Origin of the sequence: Chryseobacterium pennipullorum, from assembly GCF_003384725.1 — a bacterium.
Taxonomy (GTDB): domain Bacteria; phylum Bacteroidota; class Bacteroidia; order Flavobacteriales; family Weeksellaceae; genus Chryseobacterium; species Chryseobacterium pennipullorum.
In genome coordinates, this window is sequence record NZ_QNVV01000021.1 from 60,565 (window position 1) to 82,149 (window position 21,585).

Below are 21,585 nucleotides of genomic sequence, written 5' to 3' on the forward strand. Positions count from 1 at the left end.
TGTCCACTCTTTAAAATAAAAAATCCTGATGAAAAATCACCAGGACTATTATGTAAAGCCAAATATATTTCAAATTAACTTCTTCTGCTCATCAGAATACTCAGAATATACCAGAATAAAAGCATAATAGAAGCAAAAAGCTGTAAAGCAGCTCCTACATACTGGTTGGTAGCGAATCCGTCTTTCAGTTTGCTTGTCTGATATAGAATAGTAGCCGAAGCAAGAATAACCATTCCCACTGAAAACCACAGTCCTAGATTAAAACCGAACAACATCCCTCCAACGATCAGCCCGATAGCTATAAATCCGCCGATTACGATGATATTCCTTAAAAAAGAAAAATCCCTTTTAGACGTAAAAGCTACAGCAGAGATCCCCGCAAACATTGCAATCGTTAATGTTGCAGCCTGGAAAATCACATGGGTACCTCCTGTCATATTGGTGGCAATAAAAAGCAGAGGCAAAAAGATAACGGCCTCCAGCAGAATATAGAAACCAAGTCCTAAATACTGGGTGGATTTACTTTGTGAAAGCGACCATTTGGAAGCCAGCACAGAAGCCAGCCAGAAAACACCGATAATCAGCAACCAGATATACCTCTGGCCAAACATCATTGCGATAATTTCTACAGGCACAGTCTTTAATAAAACGGTTTCCACTCCAATGAATGCAAGAATCGACAAAGCAACATGCAAATACGTTTTCTTGTAAAAATTCGCCTTCTCCACCTCCGAAGAATGAGCGACTAAAACATCTGTCATCATAGTTAATATATTTTTATAATCGAAAATAAACTTATTGGTCTTTTTTACCGGGCATTACTCCGACAATCTTTCCGTCATTATCAAACACAGCACTGACAACCTCCTTGGCAGCAGGATCTCCGGCATATTTGTATTTAATATTCGGGTGGCTTACTCCATCCATGGATACATAATACCCTACTTTCAGAACCTCGAATTTTTTCTCGGGATCAACGCCTTCCTTCACTTTTTTAAGAACATCATCAGTCACAATTTCTTTTACTTTATCAGCAAGCAGCGCATCAATGGTTTTCCTGTCAGAAACCTGTACAGCAGCGATAAATTTATAGAAATTATCATTGAACAGATTGATCTTATCTTTGGTTAGTTTGGCAGGAAATTCTTTTTTCATACCATCGTCTGCTTTCAGACCTACCGTTTTTTGTGCAAACATCAGCTGTGCACTTATGATCATAAGACCTAAAAATAATTTTTTCATACTGTTGATTTTATTTCTGGTGAAATCAATGAGGGAAGATACGAAAATCAGACCAGTTCTAAAAATTTCATCGTATCCACATTATCTGCGTAGGTATCAAGCCCCGGATTCTGTGCTTCCCCAAAAGAAATCGTATCCAATCCCAATTCTTTTTTTCCTACTACACACTGGATATTCTCTTCGTTTTCAGCGATAAAAGCTTTAACATCATCCAAAGCTTCATACCTGCTGAAATTGATGACTGAAAGCGGACTGAACAGCTTATCATCTTCTTTAAGCATCACAAAATTATTATCCCAGAATTTTTCCTGGTTTAACAGATAAACAGCCCTGTTGTAATCATAATTGTTGGCGTATTTATGATGATGGATAATATCCTGAAAGTTTAAGAAATTTTCAAACAGGCGGTCGATGACAAAATCTTTCGGAATAAAAATCCGGGTTACATTCCTACATCCCAGCCCAAAATACTGGAAAATATCATTGGCAAGAAGCTGAAGCTCTGCGTCCGTTTCATTACCTTTTAGAACTGCCACAGAAGTCCTGTTTTTCCGGATAATGCTTAAATGATTTTTAAAATAGTATTCAAGATATCTTGCGGTATTATTGCTTCCCGTAGCGATCACAGCATCAAAATTTTGTAATTTTTCAACAAACTCAAACGCAACCTGCCCGTCAGAAAGCTCGTTCCATTTCTTTAATAAAAACGGAATCAGGTATCTGTCCTTCGAAGAAAGTTTAATCACCGGGATATGATTGCTCAAAACTACAGAGATCACATCATGAAAGCCTACCAACGGAATATTACCCGCCAGAATAAGACCTACTCTTTTAGAAATTTTCGAAACTGAATAATTTGCCAACCAGCTTTTGATGTGCTCTTCAGTAAGTAAATCCGCCCACTGCTGCAATGCAAATTTCTGATTATCAACAGTAAACCACGGATTTTCAATTTCAGATTTTTTTAATAATAATTCAATATCACCATCATCTTCATTGTGATTTTCCAGTTTCTTAGCTAAAAACGCTTTTATATAATTGCTTAATTTAATAAGTCCTAAAACTTGATTTTCGGTATTCATAATTACTGTAAAATTGGGGAATATTTTGTAATTTTGTGCAAATTTAAAAAAAATTAGCGATGGCTATTAAAATAACTGATGAATGCATTAACTGCGGGGCCTGTGAACCGGAATGCCCGAACAATGCAATATATGAAGGAGCTGTAGATTGGAAAGCTTCTGACGGTACGGCTCTTCAAGGTACGATAACAATGCCGTCGGGACTTACTGTAGATGCCGATGCCTCTCAGGAGCCTGTAAGTGATGACGTTTATTTCATTGTGACAGATAAATGTACGGAATGTAAAGGATTCCATGAAGAACCACAGTGTGCGGCTGTATGTCCTGTAGACTGCTGTGTTCCGGATGAGGACCACGTAGAGACTGAAGAAGCTCTGCTTAATAAAAAAGCATTCTTACACGGCGAATAAAAAATTTCCGTCTCATTGTTCTTGAGACGGCTTTTTTTTAACCAATAATCAAATAAAACAAAAATAAACAGAAGGAGTTTTACTCCGGAAGTAACCAAAAAATAAAAATATGAACAAAAAGCATAACTTCAGCGCAGGACCATGTATTTTACCACAGGAGGTATTCGAAAAATCAGCACAGGCTATTTTAGACTTTAATGGTATCGGATTATCCCTTCTTGAAATTTCTCACAGAAGCAAGGATTTCGTGGCAGTGATGGATGAAGCCCGCGCCATTGTGAAAAGGCTGATGAATCTTGGTGATGACTATGAGGTACTTTATCTGGGAGGTGGTGCAAGCTTACAGTTTGCCATGGTACCGTATAACCTGATGAAAGAAGGTGGAAAAGCAGCGTATCTGGATACAGGAACATGGGCTGCCGGAGCGATCAAGGAAGCCAAAAAACTGGGATCGGTAGACGTGGTAGGATCGTCAAAAGAAGAAAACTATTCTTTTATTCCTAAAGATTATGCCGTAGGTTCAGAATATGATTACTTTCATTGTACCTCCAACAACACGATCTATGGAACTCAGATGAAATCCTTTCCGGAAGTAGACACCCTGATGGTATGTGATATGAGTTCTGATATTTTCTCCAGACAGCTGGATTTTTCAAAATTTGATCTGATCTACGCCGGTGCCCAGAAAAATATGGGACCTGCAGGTGTTACTTTAGTGGTGATAAAAAAAGAAATTTTGGGTAAAACCGGAAGAGAAAATATGCTTTCCATCCTGGATTACTCTCAGCATATTGCTAAAGAGTCTATGTACAATACACCACCGGTATTCCCTGTGTATGCATCTTTGCTTACGCTTCAGTATCTTGAGAAAAACGGAGGTATCGCTGCAGCAGAAGAGAGAAATGAGGCAAAAGCCAAACTTTTATATGATGAGATCGACCGCAATCCTCTGTTCGAGACATTCTGTGTAAAAGAAGACCGTTCATTGATGAATGTTTCTTTTAAAATTACAGATGAAAGCAAAAAAGAAGAATTTGATACTGCATGGAAAGCGGCAGGGATCAGTGGATTAAACGGTCACAGAAGCCTTGGCGGATACAGAGCAAGTTTATACAATGCCTTAACTATTGAAAGCGTACAGGTTTTGGTGGATGTAATGAAGTCAATAAAATAGCTTATATTAGGCGACCGAAAAAATAAAAAGATTTCAGACAACAGATACCAGATAACGAGCTTACCATCGGAGTTCTGATAGCTTACCTCTAACATCTATAATAAAATAACACATGAAAGTTTTAGCAAACGATGGAATTTCAAAAGCGGGAGAGCGTACATTAAAAGATGCCGGGATTGAAATCCTGGACAATAGAGTGGCTCAGGATCACGTTATTAATTTTATCAACGATAATAATGTTGATGTGCTTCTTGTAAGAAGTGCAACAAAAGTGAGAAAAGACCTGATCGATGCATGCCCGGGCCTTCAGATCATTGGAAGAGGCGGTATCGGGATGGATAATATTGATGTGGAATATGCGAAAAGTAAGGGGATCAAAGTGATCAACACTCCTACGGCTTCGTCAAAATCAGTGGCAGAACTCGTTTTCGGTCATTTCCTTTCGCTGGCAAGATTCCTGCACGAATCGAACAGACTGATGCCCCTGGAAGGAGAGACTCACTTCAATGCCATGAAAAAGTCGTTTAGTAACGCGTATGAACTTTCAGGAAAAACATTAGGAGTAATCGGCTTTGGAAGTATTGGCCAGGAAGTCGTAAAAATAGGAATTGCTTTAGGAATGAAAATAGAAGTACTCACAAGAAGCCCGAGAACGGAAGTACTTAGCCTAAACTTCTTTGACGGACAGACCGTGAATTTTGAAATCACTTCTACCAACGATATGGACGCTTTCCTTCGCAATACGGATTTTATCAGCATCAATACTCCGAAAACGAATGAATATATTATAGACACCCCTCAGTTTGAAAAAATGAAAGACGGGGTCTATATTGTGAATACAGCAAGAGGCGGTGTCATCAATGAAGTGACCCTTATCGATTATATAGAGTCAGGAAAAGTGGCCGGAGCAGCATTGGATGTTTTTGAAAACGAGCCAAGCCCGGAATTACCGTTACTGATGAACCCTGCACTATCCCTTTCCCCACACGTAGGAGGAAATACCGTAGATGCGCAGGAAAAAATCGGTGTCGAACTTGCTGAACAGATTATTAAGCTACAAAAAGAAACTATAAGATAAATATGCCTGTTTTTAAACCTTTCCGTGGAATAAGACCTCATAGAGATATTGAGAGCACTTTCCCTACCCATCCACTGGATAATTTTACCCAGGAAGAGATCACTGAGAAAGCTCAAGTTGAAAATACTTACATCAACATGATTAAACCCTATGTTGTAAGCAAATCAAAAGATATTGACCGGAATCTCCGAAAGATCCGTTCTACCTTTGAAGAACTTCTGGACGAAAAGAAATTGGTCCAGGACAATTCCGCCTATTATCTTTATGAGCAGATCTATCCTAACAAACAGGTGTTCAGAGGGCTTCTGGGGCTGGCAAGCATTGAAGATTTCTGGAACGGGAAAATCAAAAGACACGAAAGTACCATTCCCCAGAAAAAAGAAAAACTCGCCCATTACCTGGAAAAAGTAAGCCTGCAGGCAGAACCTGTATTGCTTACCTACCCTGCCAATTCAAAAATTGAATTGCTGATGAACCACGAAGAGAAGAATGTTCCAATCTTCAATCATGTGGATTCTATTGGTATCAGACATAAAATATGGAGAATAGACAACCGTCTGAAACTGCAGCAGTTTAAAGAAGTGATCGATCAGATCGATTCATTCTACATTGCTGACGGACACCATAGAATCGGCTCTACAGCACTGAATGCAAAACGCCATAAGGATAAAAATAAAAGGCATAACGGAACAGAACTTTACAACTTTGTGTACAGTTTCATCGTTTCCAACCAGTCTATAAAAATCCATGATTATAACAGGATCTTACATGATATGAACGGCATTTCCGGTGAAGACTTCCTGAAGCAGCTTGAACAGTATTTCCTTATTCATGAAAAAGGGGAAACCCCGTACTACCCTTCTCAGAAATTCCATATCTCCATGTATATGGACGGGAAATTCTATTCACTTCACGTAAAACATGATCTGCGTTCCAAAGAAATGTCTCTGGATAATCTGGATCACCATCTTTTAGACAAATACATTTTCAAGACGATATTAAAAATTGAAGACCCGGATAGCTCCGAGCAGATTTCCTATGTAAAAGGAACCTCTAATATCAATGGCATTAATATTTTAAAAGAAAAAGTAGATAATGGTGAAGGTAAAGTAGGTTTCGGAATTTATCCGGTAAGCTTTAATGATATGATTAAAATTTCAGACTTAAAACTGAGTATGCCTCCAAAATGTACGTTCATCGAGCCTAAATTAATTACAGCCCTGTTAATGTACGACATGAAACCTTAAAAAATTCCTATTTTTTCCCTAATTTTATCAATGGAAAAAGAAAGGTAAACCATAAATGAAAAAAATATTCATTATACTTCCACTCTTTTTGAGTGGATTTTTATTTTCTCAAAAAAAACCTCAGAAAAAATCCGCCCACAAAGCGGCTATTCCGGTAAAGCTCAATTATCATGATGAATTTAGAAAGATTTCTGACGAGATCATGACCAATGGGCATGCCTATGAAAATCTTGGAGAGCTTACAAAAGGAATCGGTCCCCGCTTCAGCGCAACTCCCGGCTACACAAAGGCTGTAGAATGGGCTGAAAAAAAGCTCAAGGAAATAGGAATCGAAATGATCTGGAGACAGGAAGCCAAAGTTCCTGTGTGGATTCGGGGAAAAGAATCCTTACAAATAAAAACCGGAAACGGAGACTGGAAAAATATCAGAATGCTTTCTTTCGGAAATTCTCAGGGAACAGGTGGGAAAGACCTGACAGGCGAGATCGTCCTTATTAATTCCACGTCCGAACTTAACGCGATGTCTGTAGGCCAGCTCAAAGATAAAATTGTTTTCGTGAATGTTCCACTCGATCCGAAGATCATTAATACCAACGATTCCTACTTACTCGCCGCGAAATCCAAACTAATATCTGCCTCTGTTATTGCAACAACAGGTGCAAAAGCCTTAATTATAAGATCTTTAACAACAGCTAATGATGATACCCCTCATGCCAAAATGATTTACTATGAAGCAGATGATAAAGTAAAAATCCCAGCTTTGTCCATTGGCGTGAGATCTGCAGATGAACTGGAAAAAATCTTGAAAAAACAAAAAGTCACTGCAAAAATCAACATGACAGCCGAGTCTAAGGGGGAGACAACAAATCCTAATATCATTGCTGAAATCCAGGGTAAAAAAGACTCCAAAGTGATTGTACTGGGAGCCCAACTGGATTCATGGGATTTTGCAGAAGGAGCTCACGATGATGGTACCGGCGTGGTACAGTGTATTGAGGTTCTGAGAGCTTTTAAAGCATTGGGGATCACCAATAATCATACGATACGGGTTGTTCTCTATGCCAACAGTGAAAATGGAGGTCAGGGAAGAGATATGTATGCTTCCTATGTGAAAAAGAAAGACGAAAAACATGTTTTTGCCCTGGGAACGGATTCCGGCGGCTATTCACCGAGAGGATTCTCACTGGATATGTCTCCCCAGAGAAGAAGACAGGTTTTTGAATGGAAAAACTTTTTTTTGCCCTATGGAATTTATGATTTTGACCAGACCAATGCCATACAGGATATTGCTCCTTTAAAGAAACTCGATATTCCTCTGGCAGAGCTGGTCGTAGATACACAACGCTATTTTGATTATCATCATTCGGTGGAAGACAGTTTCGATAAAGTGAATAAACGGGAGCTTTTATTAGGAGCCGTAGCGATGACACAGTTAATTTTTATGATCGATAAAAACTGGTAATATGAAAAAGATGATAGGAACTTCATTACTTCTTTTTGGAGTGATAGCTTTCGGGCAGTCTAAAGAAGACTCTCTCCAGTTCAGAAAAATTTCCACAGAAATTCTGAATAACGGGAAAGGCTATGCCGAATTGAAAGAGCTCACTAAAACCATCGGCCACCGCTTAAGCGGTTCCGAAGCTTATGAAAAGTCTGTACAATGGGCAGAACAGAAACTCCGTGATGCCGGCGCCGATAAAGTATGGCTCCAGGAGGTAACGATCCCGGTATGGGTAAGAGGAAAAGAATCACTACATATCAAAACCTCAGGCGGAACCTGGAAAAACATAAAAATGCTTTCCCTGGGAAATTCGGAAAGGACCGGTGGAAAAGACGTTTTCGGTGAAATTATCATGGTTAAATCTATGGAGGAATATGATCTGCTTCCGGCAGAAAAAGTAAAAGACAAGATCGTTTTCTTCAACTACCCTTTCAATCAGGAGAATGTACAGACCTTTATCTCTTACCGCGATGCAGGCGCTTACCGAAGAACAGCTGCTTCTTTAACAGCTAAAAAAGGGGGTAAATTCGCCATCATCAGATCACTTTCATCAGCGTTTGACGACGTTCCTCATACGGGAAATATGCGCTATGACGAAAATGTTTCAAAAATTCCCGCTGTGACCATCGGGAGTACATCAGCAGATGAACTTGAAAGCCTATTGAAAGCTCATTCAGTAACCGCTAAACTTAATTCCAACTGTGGCATGAAAGGAGAAAAGCTCTCCCACTCCGTCATTGGAGAAATCAGTGGCAAAAAAGATCAGAGCGTTATTGTGGTGGGTGGACATCTGGATTCCTGGGATGTGGGCGAAGGAGCACATGATGACGGTGCCGGGATCGTTCAGAGTATTGAAGTACTGCGAACCTTCAAAAAATTAGGAATCCAGAATAACCATACGATACGCGCCGTCTGCTTTGCCAATGAAGAAAATGGAACAAAGGGCGGTAAACAATATGGAAAAACAGTCAAAGAAAAGAACGAGAAACATCTTTTCGCGATAGAATCTGATGCAGGAGGTTATTCTCCCCGCGGTATATCACTTGAAATGAATGATGATCACAGAAATCAGATCAAGAGTTGGGGGCATCTTTTTTTACCTTACGGAGTCTACAATTTCGAAGGAAAATATTCAGGATCTGATATCGCTCCGCTGCATGAAATGGGTGTACCTACTGCAGAACTGGTACCGGAACCCCAACGCTATTTTGATATTCACCATACTGCAGAAGATACATTTGAAAAGGTGAACCGCAGAGAGCTCCTTCTGGGCGCAACTGTTATGACACAACTTATTTATATGATTGATAAAAATTGGTAACATGAAAAAGATATTAGGAACTTCATTACTCCTTGTCGGAATAATCGCCTTGGGACAGTCCAAAGATGATTCTATCCGCTTCAGAAAGATTTCCACAGAAATTCTGAATAACGGAAAAGGCTATACAGAACTCAGAGAACTCACTAAAACCATCGGTCACCGTCTAAGCGGTTCCGAGGCGTACGAAAAATCGGTAAAATGGGCAGAGCAGAAACTCCGTGATGCCGGAGCCGATAAGGTATGGCTCCAGGAAGTCATGATTCCGGTCTGGGAAAGAGGCAAAGAATCCTTACACATCAAATCATCCGATGGAAAATGGAAAAGCCTTAAAATGCTTTCCCTGGGAAATTCTGAAGGAACCGGCGGAAAGGATATTTCAGGAGAAATTATCATGGTAAAATCTATGGAAGAATACGACAAACTGTCTCCCGAAATCGTAAAAGATAAAATTGTGTTCTTCAATTACGCTTTCAGCCAGTCATTCATAGAAACCTTCAAGGGCTATGGCGATGCTGCCAAATACAGAACAACAGCTGCGAGCCTAACGGCAAAAAAAGGGGGTAAATTTGCAGTTATCCGCTCTCTTTCGTCAGCTTTTGATGATGTACCCCACACAGGGGCAATGCGCTACGAAGACAAAGTCACCAAGGTACCAGCCGTAGCAATCGGCAGCACTACCGCAGATGAACTGGAAGCTCTATTGAAAAACCAGAAAATTACCGCTAAACTCAATTCCAACTGTGGCATGAAAGGCGAAAAACTCTCCCACTCTGTGATTGGGGAAATTACAGGTAAAAAAGACCAGAGTGTCATTGTTGTAGGCGGACATCTTGATTCCTGGGACGTAGGTGAAGGGGCTCATGACGATGGTGCCGGAATTGTTCAGAGTATTGAAGTCCTCAGAACTTTCAAGAAACTGGGCATACCGAACAACCATACCATCAGGGTCGTTTGTTTTGCCAACGAGGAGAATGGTGTTAAAGGAGGAATTCAGTATGGTAAAACAGTTAAGGAAAACAATGAAAAACATCTTTTTGCCATAGAATCTGACGCCGGTGGATTTGCACCCAGAGGCATTGCTCTGGATATGGATGATGCCAAGAGAAAACAAATTCAAAGCTGGTCAAAGCTCTTCCTTCCTTATGGCGTTTACAACTTCGAGGAACGGTTTTCCGGAACAGATCTTTATCCGTTACATGATATGGGAATTCCTGCGGCAGAACTGATGCCGGATTCACAACGGTATTTCGATATTCACCATACCGAAGAAGATACTTTTGAAAAAGTAAACCGCAGAGAGCTTTTATTAGGTGCAGCAGCCATGACACAGCTTATCTATATGATCGATAAAAACTGGTAATCTAAAAACGTACAAATATAAAGTCCATAGAAATCCTTATTGATCAGGATTTCTATGGACTTTTTTATATAAACTGCACAATCGGTTTCATAAGATTGCATTAATTAATTCAGTAGAAACAAACATTTAATCATCTGACAGAATAAAAAATAAATTGGGAGAAATGGTATTCCAAAACTTTATTTTTTCGAGATCCAGGAGATCACTGACACAACTATTAATTATATTTTCTAACTTTCTTTATTCACGTTGTAATATACTATTATTTCAAAGCAGAATATAAAATAAAAGGTTGTACTCTGAAATAAAACTTTTCTTCGTTTAATGAAATAACTCATTTAACCCACTGAAAAACTGCACAATACAAACACATAACTCAAACTGTTAACAGTAGACTTAATCACTTTGGCATGATATTAGCATTTAAAGTATCGAGAAAAAAAATTAAAAAAGCACTAACGATGAGAAAAGAGGTTTTCTGTGGATTTTCAGTTTTCCACTGATTCAAGTTCATATTGATGTATATGAATCCTTTTTTTTCTACGATGCCGTAAAAGATACGGGAACGTGATCAATCAACCATCCGTTGATTCTTCATAGCAATTTTATGCCCCGTATCTGACTGGTATCACTACCCTCGGATCCTATAGCAGGGATTCAAAAAAATTTTGATTTGTTCCGGGTTTATAATCCGGATTAATCATATTGAATAGATAGCAAAGCTGTCATGAACCTTAGCCCAGTAAGAGAGTTTATCCTCTTTTTACCATGACCAGTGTGCTTATTTATTCTGTCTAATTAATTTAATGTATAACCCTTAAAATGTAAGTAATGATGAGAGCCTTTTTTGAAATGATTTTTAAGAGAAATGAAGATGCTGCAAAAATGCATGTATGGAGCCTATTATTGGTGTTGAGTTTTGCTGCCTTTTCTGTATTGGTATACACCTTAAAACCAAGCTTTAACAGCTTAATAATATATCTGACCGCATTTGCCGCTTATATCGGCTTTGGTCTTGTGTTCATCAGTTCCTTAGCTGGAACCAGCATGAAGAAAAGATCCGGCAGAAACATATAACTTTTTAATCTTTCTTTTACTGAAAAACCACCCTTCTACAGAGGGTGGTTTTTTGATGCTTATTTTACCTTAAACCTACAGCTTCTTTAAATGAAATAGGATCAAGTACAAAAATTGTGGGGCCCAGGCAAAAGCTTGAGTTAATATGAATAGAAAAAATAATATAAGATTGTATACCAATCACTGTTTGACTCCGTAGAAATAACATTCATCGACTGAAGAGAGATAATCTTCGATTGTAGCATATAAGTAAAAAAAATTAACCACAGATAACACTGATTTTCACAGATTTTTGAGCATAAATTGAAAGGAAACTCAGTAGCAGGTCCATGGGAAATAGTTGTAAGTAAACCTTTAACCGACCTAGGAATCAGGAGCGTTAATAAACCTTTAAGGTTCGCCGATTCAAATTAAAATAAAAAATCAGAGGCAAAATTGGTCTTGAATCCGTTAAAAAATTTCCAGTGTCTGAGCATGGCTACCCTATTGAGTCGAAGAACCAATGTTGAATCCATGCGAGTTTGGAAATTTTAGGAGGCAAGGTCAATTTTTAGCGGATGATTCCAGTCTTGAATTTTTGTATACTTTTGCTTTAAGGCAAAAGTATAATAGGAAAAAAAATTCATACATGCTTCAAGAATGAATAGATTTTGGCGCTAAGTCATTTTCTATCACAGGTGAACGGACTAAAGTCCGTTCCTATTGAATATTGGCATCGTGGAGGATCAGGTAGAAAAAATGAGTAGTGCAGATTGTAAAGTATAGATATAAAAAACTCTCCACCACCTTTGTATCTGATCCAAAAAAAGCTGCTCCATCCGGAGCAGCTCTACGATAACACAAGGTTATCATCACATTATAAAAATTTACTCTTTAAAAATATCTTTCATCATCTTATCCAGGAATTGGGTCGTTTCTTCCTCGATCATTTTTTCAGATTTTGCAACTAATTCAAGTCTGAAAGGCTCACAACAGGCTCTTATACCAAATCCCTCCTCAGTTTTTACAAATTCCGGATGCAGATGATGCTCTTTACATGTTTCAGATTCTATTTCCTGTTTTATTAAATCATAATTCAGATCAAACATATCTCTGTTTTGTTTTTAGTGGTTGATAAAGATATAAACAATCAGCTTTATTGGAAATCCGTATTTCTACGGTATTTTAGATCTTAACCATCAACCTTTTATATATATTTTCTTTTTAAGATTCACATTCATTACAGTCCCATCTCTTCTTATTTTCAAATCAATCTCATCAGCGTCCTTTTCTATCCTGTTCAGAAAGTAATGACAGGCCCCTTCTTTATCAAGATGATCCAGATCTACATTATTAATACTGATGATAGAATCACCCACCTTTAATGGAAAATTTTCATCCTGATATATATAGGCTACAGTAGGTTTGGAATCTATGAAACGGTATCCAAAACCAAAGGATTCCAGCTTGTGAGAAGATTCCTTAATTTGTTTCATATAAATTGTATGCCCTTCCCAATCCAGGACAAAAACAAAATTTTTCAGAAAATCATTTCCTACCAAACTTGAATTTCCTGTTACCACAACTTCATTGTTAAAGTTTTTATTTCCAAAGGAAACAGCTGAAGCTTTAAAAATAGATCCAGAAATGGGACTTCCAACTCCGAAAGCTCCTACAGAGCTATTTCCATAAACATCTACCTTCTCGGTTATTTTTTTTACATTGTAATCACTATTTGCGATCTTTATGCTTCCTGAAAACCCTGTATCAAATATAAGGGCCACCTTCTTATCAACAATACGAGCGTTCATAATAGGTGTTTTCTGATCCTTTACATCAAAGGGAATGACAATATCATAGCCTGTAAGATCAAACTTAGAAAGATCCTGAGTAGCTTCCAATGAATTTTTATCATAATTAACCCTCCAGAAGAGTTTAGCCATCTGATTAGAACCCAGAATTCCATCCACTTTAAAACATCCGAATTCAGCTTCTTTAAGATCCATCACGATAACTCCAATATTCTTAAAAGTTAGCTGATCGACCATCATTTCAGGTAGTACTGTAAAGATCTGATCCTGTTTATTTTTTTGCGAGTCTTTAACACTGCTTTTATGCTTCTTTTCAAGGCCTAATTCGGTATAAATTGCAGAAGAAATAACGGTAGGTGCCCCTGTATCCAACAGAAAATTATATGCTTTTCCGTTAATATGTACTTTCACAAAAGGTAAATCGGTGGAATATTTTAAATTGATCTTTTCAACTGCTGACTTTAGGTAAACCTCTCCATTTTCAAAGAATTTTCTTCCCTGGGCTATAAGACTAAGATTAGAAAATATAAAAATAGAATATAAAAATTTTTTCATGAAGTAGTTTTTACTAAAGTAGTCATTTTTAGACCGTAGACAAAATCACCTTTAAAAGGTAAAACAAAAAAGCCGCCCATCAGGGCGGCTTCATATCTTAAAGAAATTCAATTATTTTACTTTTACAAGCTCAACATCGAAAACTAACCATGAGTTTGGCGGGATCACTCCTCCTGCTCCTCTTTCTCCGTAAGCCATTGCCGGCGGGATCAATAATGTAGCAGTTTCACCTTCTTTCAGCAACAGGATTCCTTCATCCCATCCTTTGATTACTCTTCCCATTCCGATTGGAATATCGATCGGCTCATTTCTTTTGAATGAAGAATCGAATTCAGTTCCATCTACCAGTTTACCAGCGTAATGTACAGAAACGTTATCACCTGCTTTTGGAGCTTTACCTTCAGCTGTCTTAGTGATTTTATAGTAAAGACCTGATTCAGTTTTCTGCATTCCGGCTTTTAAGTTTTCAACTAATTTTTCCTGGTTGGCTTTAAACTCTTCTTCTTTTTTCTTTTTGTCTGCTTCTTCCTTGGCGATGTACGCTTTGTTATTGTCAGCAATTTTAGCTTTTCCTTCGTTAAAAGTTTTAGCAGCATCATAGTTTTTGTACTCATCCCCTTTACCGAAGATAGAAACTTTCTCTAAAACAATATCTGTTTTAGGTTTATCCTGAGCACCTTTTTCAACGTTTGCAATCGCATCAATCACATCATTACCTTTTACAACTTTCCCGAAGATGGTATGTCTGCCATCTAGCCATGGAGTTGCTATTTCAGTAATGAAGAACTGAGAACCATTGGTGTTTGGACCTGAATTAGCCATAGAAAGAATTCCTTTCCCTGTGTGTTTAAGGTCATTTTTCTCGTCTTCGAATTTATATCCAGGATCTCCCATTCCCGTACCCTGAGGATCACCTCCCTGGATCATGAAATCTTTGATTACTCTGTGGAAAATAGTTCCGTCATAATAAGGAACTCCCTTAGCCTTAGCTTTGTTGTCGATTTTCCCTTCTGCAAGACCGATAAAGTTGGCTACAGTTACTGGTGCTTTCTTGTCTTCAAACTTCACAATCATGTTTCCTTTTGTGGTTTGAAGATTCGCATAAAGTCCGTCATTAAGACCTTCGTAAGTTTCTTTGTCTACGTTCATTTTTTTATAAATTGGGGTGCAACTCATCAGCGAAATACTTGCCGCTGCCAGAATTATATTCTTGTTAAACAATTTCATGTATTATAGAGCTTTTAATTTTATGATTAATGGAATGTCGTTATCTATTTTCTTTTCATCTCCAAAAGTTCCGTAAGCCAGAGAAGAGGGGACCAAAAGTGTAATTTCCTCTCCGTCCTTTATAAAGCGTAATGCATTTTCTACCACTTTCAGTTCATCAAAATGGCCAAACCTGGCATCTCTCTTTTCAATAGGCTGATCATAAATCTTGGTTTCATCAAAATCATACAGGTCATACGAATAGGAGATCAGTGTATTGTCTGCCCGTTTTTCTCTTTGATCAAAACCATCGACAGTTACCCAATAATTAAGCTGTGTAGGATAGTATTTTACAGACTGTCCGTTGATCCAGTCCTGAATCTGTCCTCTTTCTGCAGAGTTCAGATTCTTCATCCTTTCCCTGGAAACATCCAGATCTTTCTTGCTTAAAACCCCGCCTACCGGAGGGTGAGCTGTCTGAGCATTCCTGTTGCAACCGAACAGGCTTACCAATGATATGAAGAGCAATTTTTTCATAAACTTTTGCGAAAATACACAATTCGTGAATCAATTACAAAACTTGACGAAGAAATATACGAATGCATTACTGCCGTGATAAATTATTATGCCATCTCATCCGTCCCATTACATAATGAAGACGTGGATATAACCAGACCATACAAAAAAAGCCGGGAATACTTCCCGACTTAGTATAGTTTATTTAATTAATTTTAAACTGTTTCTAATACGTGGTCTACCACCACTCTCCATCCGAACGGATCTTCGGAAAGGTTGTTCTGAAGATCTACAAGATCTTTCTTCAGAAGAGCAGCATAGCTTTCATCATCAGATAATCTTGGAAGTGCAAGCTTTTCGCCCTGATATCCCAAAGCCTGGAATTGTGTCGTTACAACCGCTGTTCCTACTCCCCAAACCTCTTTAAGAGAACCGCTCTTTAAAGCTTCGATTACCGTTTTCACAGGAATTGGCTCCACTTTCACTTCGATTCCTCTTTTCTTAGCCAGCTGAATGAAGCTGTCTCTGGTTACCCCATCAAGAATCTTCTCAGATGTAGGCGGCGTGTATATGGTATCATTGATTCTTACAAATACGTTCATGGTACCACTTTCTTCGAAGTATTCATGAGTAGCATCATCCGTCCAGATGATTTGCTCATATCCTTCTTCGATTGCCAGTTGTGTAGGATAGAAAGAAGCGGCATAGTTTCCGGCTGCCTTAGCAGAACCTACTCCACCATTAGCGGCTCTTGAATAATGGTCGGAAATTTTTACAGAAACAGGCTCCGAGTAATAGCTCTTTGCCGGTGTTGCAACAATCGCAAACATATATTTGTTAGACACTCTTGCTTTCAAAGCTTCCTCGGTTGCAAAAATCAGTGGTCTGATATACAATGACATTCCTTCACCCTGAGGGATCCATTCTCTGTCGATATCCACCAACGCTTTTAGTCCGTCTAAAAACATCTCCTCAGTCACCTCAGGCATTGCAAGACGCTTAGCTGACTTGTTGATACGTTCAAAATTCTTTTCTGGCCTGAAAAGGAAAACCTGCCCGTCTTTGTCTTTATAGGCTTTCATACCTTCAAAACAAGCTTGTCCATAATTTACTCCCATCATGGCAGGGGTAAATGGTATCGGACCGTAAGGAACTAATTTTACATCACCCCATTTTCCGTCTTCATACTCACATATAATCATATGATCTATGAAAGTACCACCAAAGGAAAAATTGTTTGGGTCAAATGTAGAAATTCTGGAGTTTTCAGTTTTTTGAATTATCATTTTTTAAAATTTTTACGATGTTCTACAAATTTAATATAATTTTCTAAATATAAAAATTTTAGAGTAAATTTGACAAAAAAATAGCTTGAAAAGAGAAATAAAGACCACCAACGATGGAAGCAAAACATTGTTTATCAATGATTTAAATGAAAACTACCATTCTCATCATGGAGCACTTCAGGAAGCCGAACATGTGTTTATCAAAAATGGACTAAATTTAATAAATGATTACGAAATTAATATTTTAGAACTAGGTTTTGGAACAGGTTTGAATGTTTTGGTGACAATTAATGAATATTTAAAAACTGACAAAAATCATGTCATCAATTATTTTTCGCTCGAAAAATACCCCATAAATGAATCCGAAATTAAGGATCTGGCTTATTTTGAACTTTTTGATAACCCGGAGTTCAAAAATATTTATCAGAAAATTCATCTGGCAGATTGGGAAAAGTCAGTAGAAATTATTAGTGGATTCCACTTAAAAAAGATAGAATGTGACTTTTTCGACCTTAAAAACATAGAATTGCCAAAAATCAATCTTGTTTACTTCGACTGTTTCGGAGCCAGAGTACAACCTGACCTTTGGGAAAAACCTTTATTCGAGCTGGTTTCGGACAAAATGGCCGTTAACGGATTATTAACTACCTATTCTTCTAAAGGAAGCGTTAGAAGAATTCTTCAGGAGCTTAACTTTCAGGTTGAAAAAAAACAGGGACCTCCGGGAAAAAGAGAAATGATTAATGCTATCAAATTGTAGGAAGGAAGCTTGAAGATGGAAGTTGGGGGTTTCTACTCATTATAAAGATTAAGCTTTTGTTTTTTAAACATAATTAAACTCATTATTATATAAGGATAAGCGGATTGGGAAATTTTAGTAATAAAAACAAATGGTATAAAACTTCAGCTTCGTGCTTCCTTCATCCAGCTTTTTCAACAAAATTCCTTACATTAGCTATACAAATATTATACATTATATATATGATAGATAAGATCAACATTAGAGTGTATGCCTGTGCAGTAAAAGATAAAAAAGTTTTAACCTTATTTGAAGAATATGCCGGCGAACCTTTAATGAAATTTCCGGGAGGCGGACTGGAGTATGGTGAAGGTGTCCTGGATTGCCTACATCGGGAATTCGACGAGGAGCTCAATGTCAAAGTAGATATCGTTGAACATTTGTATACTCAGGAAAATTTTCTGGTTTCCCGGTTCAGGGAAAATGAACAGCTTCTTACCATCTATTACCTTGTGAATATTACAAATGAAGGCGATTTTCTTATTCTGGATCCCTGCATTGAAAAAACTGAATGGATCGAGATCGACCAGCCCGGCAACCCATTTCCACTGCCTGTAGATCAGATTGTATTTGATAAATTAAAAGAAAAATTCCTGTAAGCTGACCTTACAGGAATTTTATCCTATTATTATTGTTCTATTTTTATTTTCTCACCTTAAATTCGTTGGCCCCCGGATAAGGCTTCAAATACCCTGAATTCCAGTTAGACTGTAGCAGCGATTCCACAAATTCGTCAGTTCTGTTCTTGTGCGGATTATATTGCTCTTTCAAATCAATGTCCGCCATTTTTCCTTTCACATTCCACCAGAAGGCACTCCATCCTCCTCTCAGTTCTTTTATAATTTCATACACATTTTTGCCCGTTGCCCTGTTCATTAGTTTTGCAAAAACCTGACCTTCGGTAGTCGTAAGATCCCTCAGCTGCTTCTCATACTGATCGGCGAGCATACTTTGCCTCTCTCTCACAAACTTTCTCTTCGCCTTGCTGTCCATATCATTCATATCTTCCTGAATGTCTCTGTATTGCTGTAAAGCAGTGACAAATAAGGGATACACCCTGTACAGCTTTTTGTTCAAAAAATAATAGTAATTTTTATCCAGCTGGTTATTAAATCTCGGTTTATTTACTAAAACCAACTCATCCATTACTACAACAGGCTCTCCATTGACTTCATAGACCTTCACCTTCTGCTGCTCGTCGTAATAATATTTATTGCCAAATTCATCCACTTTAAGGGATTCAGCCGGATACTGATTAAGAGGTTTTGCAACCACAGAATCCTTCTGACCGAAAACACTAACTCCAAAAAAGAAGATAAAAAGGCAGATAATCTTACTAAAATTCATTATTTTTACACTTATAAGAACAAAAATTAAACGCAAAAATCATTCCTTTTTATGAAATTTGAAAAGAAATCTTTGAAATTTTTAGAAAAATACTTAAACACATCATCTCCAACAGGTTACGAACATAAAGGTCAGGAAGTATGGATGGACTATATAAGACCTTACGTAGATAAAATAGAAGTAGATCACTATGGTACCTGCTACGGAATCATCAATCCGGAGGCCGAATTTAAAGTAGTGATTGAGGCTCATGCCGACGAAATCTCCTGGTATGTTAACTACATTACGGACGAAGGACTGATCTATGTTATCAGAAACGGAGGCTCGGATCAGACTATTGCCCCTTCAAAGGTAGTACACATTCATGGTGAAAACGGTATCGTAAAAGGTGTATTCGGATGGCCTGCGATCCACACCAGAACGAATCAGAACGAGCCGACTCCGAAAATCGAAAATATCTTCATAGACTGTGGAGCCACCTCCAAAAAGGAAGTGGAAGACATGGGCATCTTTGTAGGCTGTATGATTACCTACCCTGACGAATTCTTTGAAATGAATGACCGCTATTTCGTCTGCAGGGCTTTAGACAACAGAATCGGTGGCTTTATGATTGCCGAAGTAGCCAGGCTTCTGAAGGAAAATAAGAAATCTATTCCATTCGGTCTGTATATCACTAACTCCGTCCAGGAAGAAGTGGGCTTATATGGCGCTGATATGATTGCCGATACCATCAAGCCCAATATAGCAATCGTTACCGATGTTACCCATGATACCACCACTCCTATGATTGAAAAGAAAAAAGAAGGAGATCAGAAATGTGGCGCAGGACCGGTAGTATTCTTTGCTCCAAGCGTTCATCATACCATCAGAGAACTAATCATCGACACCGCAAAAGCTAAAAAAATTCCTTTCCAAAGAGCAGCAGCAAGCAGAGCTACCGGAACTGATACTGATGCTTTTGCCCACTCCAACGGTGGCGTACCAAGTGCTTTAATTTCCTTACCTTTGCGCTATATGCACACAACGGTAGAAATGGTAGCTAAAGAGGATGTCGCCAATGTAATTAAACTGATCTATGAGACCGTTCTAAAGATCAAGCCGGAAATGAAATTGAAGTATCATTAATAGGAGAAAGAACAAAGAGTAAAGAGAAAAGACTTAAAGTTATGCATGATTAAACATCAAGTGTCTTTATTCTTTTCTCTTTATTCTAACATCTAATATTAAGTAAAAAGTAAAAATGAAAACGAAGCTTATTGCTCCATCCCTTTTATCTGCAGACTTCGGGAATCTGCAAAGAGATATTGAAATGCTGAACAATTCTCAGGCTGACTGGTTCCATATTGATGTAATGGACGGAAGGTTTGTACCCAACATTTCCTTTGGTTTTCCCGTAATGAAAACGGTGCAGCAGCATGCAAAGAAATTTGTAGACGTCCATTTGATGATCGTGGAGCCTGAAAAATATGTTGATGAGTTCATCAATCATGGTGCTGATCTTATTTCTATTCATTACGAAGCCTGTACCCATCTTCACAGAACGATCCATCACATTCAGAGCAAAGGTGCGAAAGCAGGGGTTGTTTTAAACCCGTCTACTCCGGTTTTAATGCTTGAAGACATTATTGCAGATGTGGACCTTGTTTTGCTAATGAGTGTGAATCCGGGATTCGGAGGTCAGAAATTCATTGAAAATACTTACAAGAAAATTGCCGAAACCAAAGACCTGATACTCAGTAACAATTCTACAGCTCTTATCGAAGTGGATGGCGGAGTAAATCTTGATAACGCCTCCAAGCTTTTTGAAGCAGGTGCTGATGTCCTGGTAGCTGGAAACGCTGTATTTTCAGCAGAAAGTCCGGAAAGAACAATTGAGCTTTTAAAAATATAAAAGAATCTCTTTTACCGTACAGAAAAGGCAGTCCGTCGGGGGCTGCCTTTTCTCATTGAATTCGAGTCGTCCTGGTTATTAGTGTTTCTTAAAAAAACATTCTGCATGTTTAATTTCTCTCCTGTGAACAAAACAAAGATCCAAATAAAATAGAACCCATGCATCAGTAGAAACACCTAATTTAACACTACGTATTTTTACTTATTATCCTCTATTTACACTTCCTTGTTCCAGATACATGCGCAAACGACCAGCGCAATGCTTATGATGGAGAAAACAGTTCTTATATTATTTAAAAAATTCCACCTGCGCTCAAAGTTTTCACGCATTTGCTTAATTGCTTCAACTGTTGATCCAGGGATATCAAACTGATTAAGCATATTATTCATCGGCACATTCCTGGCGACCGTAACTCCGAAAACACCAATCAAATAAGCCAATGCTGCCAGCAAAATAAAAATAAATGCAGGCTGTCCCCGGAACACAAATGCAGATACAGGCAAAAGAATAGCAGTTCCCATAAAACTCATAAAAAATACAGGGTTAAGGATTTCCCTGTTGATATGCTGCATTGCTTTAAGATATTCCGTATCGGATAACTTTCCAAGTCCTAGAACTACAGAGCATGAATACGCGTAAAACAGACCCCCGATCAAGGCTGTAAGAATAGTGGTGATCAATAGTAGTAAAGTTGTCATTTTCA

Annotated in this window: 22 protein-coding genes; 12 read left to right on the forward strand and 10 right to left on the reverse strand. The window is 38.2% G+C overall.

The features are described from left to right. Positions 1–74 precede the first annotated feature (74 nt). From DRF67_RS18390 to DRF67_RS18400, 3 genes are read right to left on the reverse strand one after another with little or no spacing between them, the layout of a single operon-like run. The gene (locus tag DRF67_RS18390; RefSeq protein WP_115929758.1) at positions 75–764 is read right to left on the reverse strand and encodes a Bax inhibitor-1/YccA family protein; all 690 of its coding nucleotides are present in this window, start codon (positions 762–764) and stop codon (positions 75–77) included. 31 nt (positions 765–795) lie between these two features. Then, complete coding sequence (locus tag DRF67_RS18395) at positions 796–1,242, reverse strand: peptidylprolyl isomerase (protein WP_228435852.1); 447 nt, start codon at positions 1,240–1,242, stop codon at positions 796–798. Between the two features lie 47 nt (positions 1,243–1,289). Further along, a complete protein-coding gene (locus DRF67_RS18400) occupies positions 1,290–2,324 on the reverse strand; it encodes an acyl-CoA reductase (protein ID WP_115929760.1) in 1,035 nt (344 codons plus the stop codon). Between the two features lie 59 nt (positions 2,325–2,383). Between DRF67_RS18400 and DRF67_RS18405 the strand changes: the two genes are divergently transcribed. From DRF67_RS18405 to DRF67_RS18440, 8 genes are all read left to right on the forward strand, one after another. Continuing rightward, the gene (locus tag DRF67_RS18405) at positions 2,384–2,734 is read left to right on the forward strand and encodes a 4Fe-4S binding protein (protein WP_115929761.1); all 351 of its coding nucleotides are present in this window, start codon (positions 2,384–2,386) and stop codon (positions 2,732–2,734) included. A gap of 109 nt (positions 2,735–2,843) precedes the next feature. Next, on the forward strand, positions 2,844–3,908 hold the full coding sequence (gene serC / locus DRF67_RS18410) for a 3-phosphoserine/phosphohydroxythreonine transaminase (RefSeq protein WP_115929762.1): 1,065 nt from the start codon (positions 2,844–2,846) through the stop codon (positions 3,906–3,908). 112 nt (positions 3,909–4,020) lie between these two features. Next, positions 4,021–4,986 carry a D-2-hydroxyacid dehydrogenase gene (locus DRF67_RS18415; protein WP_115929763.1) on the forward strand — a complete coding sequence of 322 codons (966 nt, stop codon included), beginning with the start codon at positions 4,021–4,023 and terminating at the stop codon, positions 4,984–4,986. A 2-nt stretch (positions 4,987–4,988) separates the two neighbouring features. Continuing rightward, positions 4,989–6,233, forward strand: coding sequence for a DUF1015 domain-containing protein (locus tag DRF67_RS18420; RefSeq protein ID WP_115929764.1), 1,245 nt, complete (start codon positions 4,989–4,991; stop codon positions 6,231–6,233). Positions 6,234–6,288: 55 nt separating this feature from the next. Then, a complete protein-coding gene (locus DRF67_RS18425) occupies positions 6,289–7,695 on the forward strand; it encodes a M28 family peptidase (RefSeq protein ID WP_115929765.1) in 1,407 nt (468 codons plus the stop codon). A 1-nt stretch (position 7,696) separates the two neighbouring features. Further along, complete coding sequence (locus DRF67_RS18430; RefSeq protein ID WP_115929766.1) at positions 7,697–9,055, forward strand: M20/M25/M40 family metallo-hydrolase; 1,359 nt, start codon at positions 7,697–7,699, stop codon at positions 9,053–9,055. A 1-nt stretch (position 9,056) separates the two neighbouring features. Continuing rightward, positions 9,057–10,415: a M28 family peptidase gene (locus DRF67_RS18435; protein WP_115929767.1), complete on the forward strand. Its 1,359-nt coding sequence runs from the start codon at positions 9,057–9,059 to the stop codon at positions 10,413–10,415. A gap of 831 nt (positions 10,416–11,246) precedes the next feature. Continuing rightward, positions 11,247–11,492, forward strand: coding sequence for a hypothetical protein (locus DRF67_RS18440; RefSeq protein ID WP_123912778.1), 246 nt, complete (start codon positions 11,247–11,249; stop codon positions 11,490–11,492). Positions 11,493–12,358: 866 nt separating this feature from the next. Here DRF67_RS18440 and DRF67_RS18445 read toward each other — a convergent pair. From DRF67_RS18445 to DRF67_RS18465, 5 genes are all read right to left on the reverse strand, one after another. Beyond that, on the reverse strand, positions 12,359–12,580 hold the full coding sequence (locus tag DRF67_RS18445; protein ID WP_115929769.1) for a hypothetical protein: 222 nt from the start codon (positions 12,578–12,580) through the stop codon (positions 12,359–12,361). 90 nt (positions 12,581–12,670) lie between these two features. Further along, entirely contained in the window at positions 12,671–13,837 is a 1,167-nt protein-coding gene (locus tag DRF67_RS18450) for a retropepsin-like aspartic protease (protein ID WP_115929770.1), read from the reverse strand. A gap of 111 nt (positions 13,838–13,948) precedes the next feature. Then, positions 13,949–14,986 carry a peptidylprolyl isomerase gene (locus tag DRF67_RS18455; protein ID WP_228435853.1) on the reverse strand — a complete coding sequence of 346 codons (1,038 nt, stop codon included), beginning with the start codon at positions 14,984–14,986 and terminating at the stop codon, positions 13,949–13,951. 81 nt (positions 14,987–15,067) lie between these two features. Further along, a complete protein-coding gene (locus DRF67_RS18460; RefSeq protein WP_115929771.1) occupies positions 15,068–15,580 on the reverse strand; it encodes an FKBP-type peptidyl-prolyl cis-trans isomerase in 513 nt (170 codons plus the stop codon). Between the two features lie 194 nt (positions 15,581–15,774). Beyond that, positions 15,775–16,845, reverse strand: coding sequence for a branched-chain amino acid aminotransferase (locus tag DRF67_RS18465; protein ID WP_115929772.1), 1,071 nt, complete (start codon positions 16,843–16,845; stop codon positions 15,775–15,777). 85 nt (positions 16,846–16,930) lie between these two features. On the opposite strand from DRF67_RS18465, the gene mnmD reads away from it, so the two are divergent. Beyond that, positions 16,931–17,605 carry a tRNA (5-methylaminomethyl-2-thiouridine)(34)-methyltransferase MnmD gene (mnmD, locus tag DRF67_RS18470; protein WP_115929773.1) on the forward strand — a complete coding sequence of 225 codons (675 nt, stop codon included), beginning with the start codon at positions 16,931–16,933 and terminating at the stop codon, positions 17,603–17,605. A 221-nt stretch (positions 17,606–17,826) separates the two neighbouring features. Further along, positions 17,827–18,243, forward strand: a complete 417-nt coding sequence (locus DRF67_RS18475; RefSeq protein WP_115929774.1) for an NUDIX domain-containing protein — start codon at positions 17,827–17,829, stop codon at positions 18,241–18,243. Between the two features lie 43 nt (positions 18,244–18,286). On the opposite strand, the gene DRF67_RS18480 is transcribed toward DRF67_RS18475, so the two are convergent. Continuing rightward, positions 18,287–18,991, reverse strand: coding sequence for a DUF4294 domain-containing protein (locus DRF67_RS18480; protein ID WP_115929775.1), 705 nt, complete (start codon positions 18,989–18,991; stop codon positions 18,287–18,289). 51 nt (positions 18,992–19,042) lie between these two features. Here DRF67_RS18480 and chrP point away from each other — a divergent pair, with 51 nt between their 5' ends. After that, positions 19,043–20,116 (forward strand): chryseobasin maturation metalloprotease ChrP, encoded by a 1,074-nt coding sequence (gene chrP, locus DRF67_RS18485; RefSeq protein WP_115929776.1) that lies wholly within the window; start codon positions 19,043–19,045, stop codon positions 20,114–20,116. Between the two features lie 115 nt (positions 20,117–20,231). Continuing rightward, entirely contained in the window at positions 20,232–20,882 is a 651-nt protein-coding gene (rpe, locus tag DRF67_RS18490; RefSeq protein ID WP_115929777.1) for a ribulose-phosphate 3-epimerase, read from the forward strand. A gap of 215 nt (positions 20,883–21,097) precedes the next feature. Here the strand turns inward: rpe and chrI are convergent, their stop codons facing one another. Further along, positions 21,098–21,580 (reverse strand): chryseobasin maturation helper ChrI, encoded by a 483-nt coding sequence (gene chrI, locus DRF67_RS18495; protein ID WP_228435854.1) that lies wholly within the window; start codon positions 21,578–21,580, stop codon positions 21,098–21,100. Between the last annotated feature and the right edge of the window lie 5 nt (positions 21,581–21,585).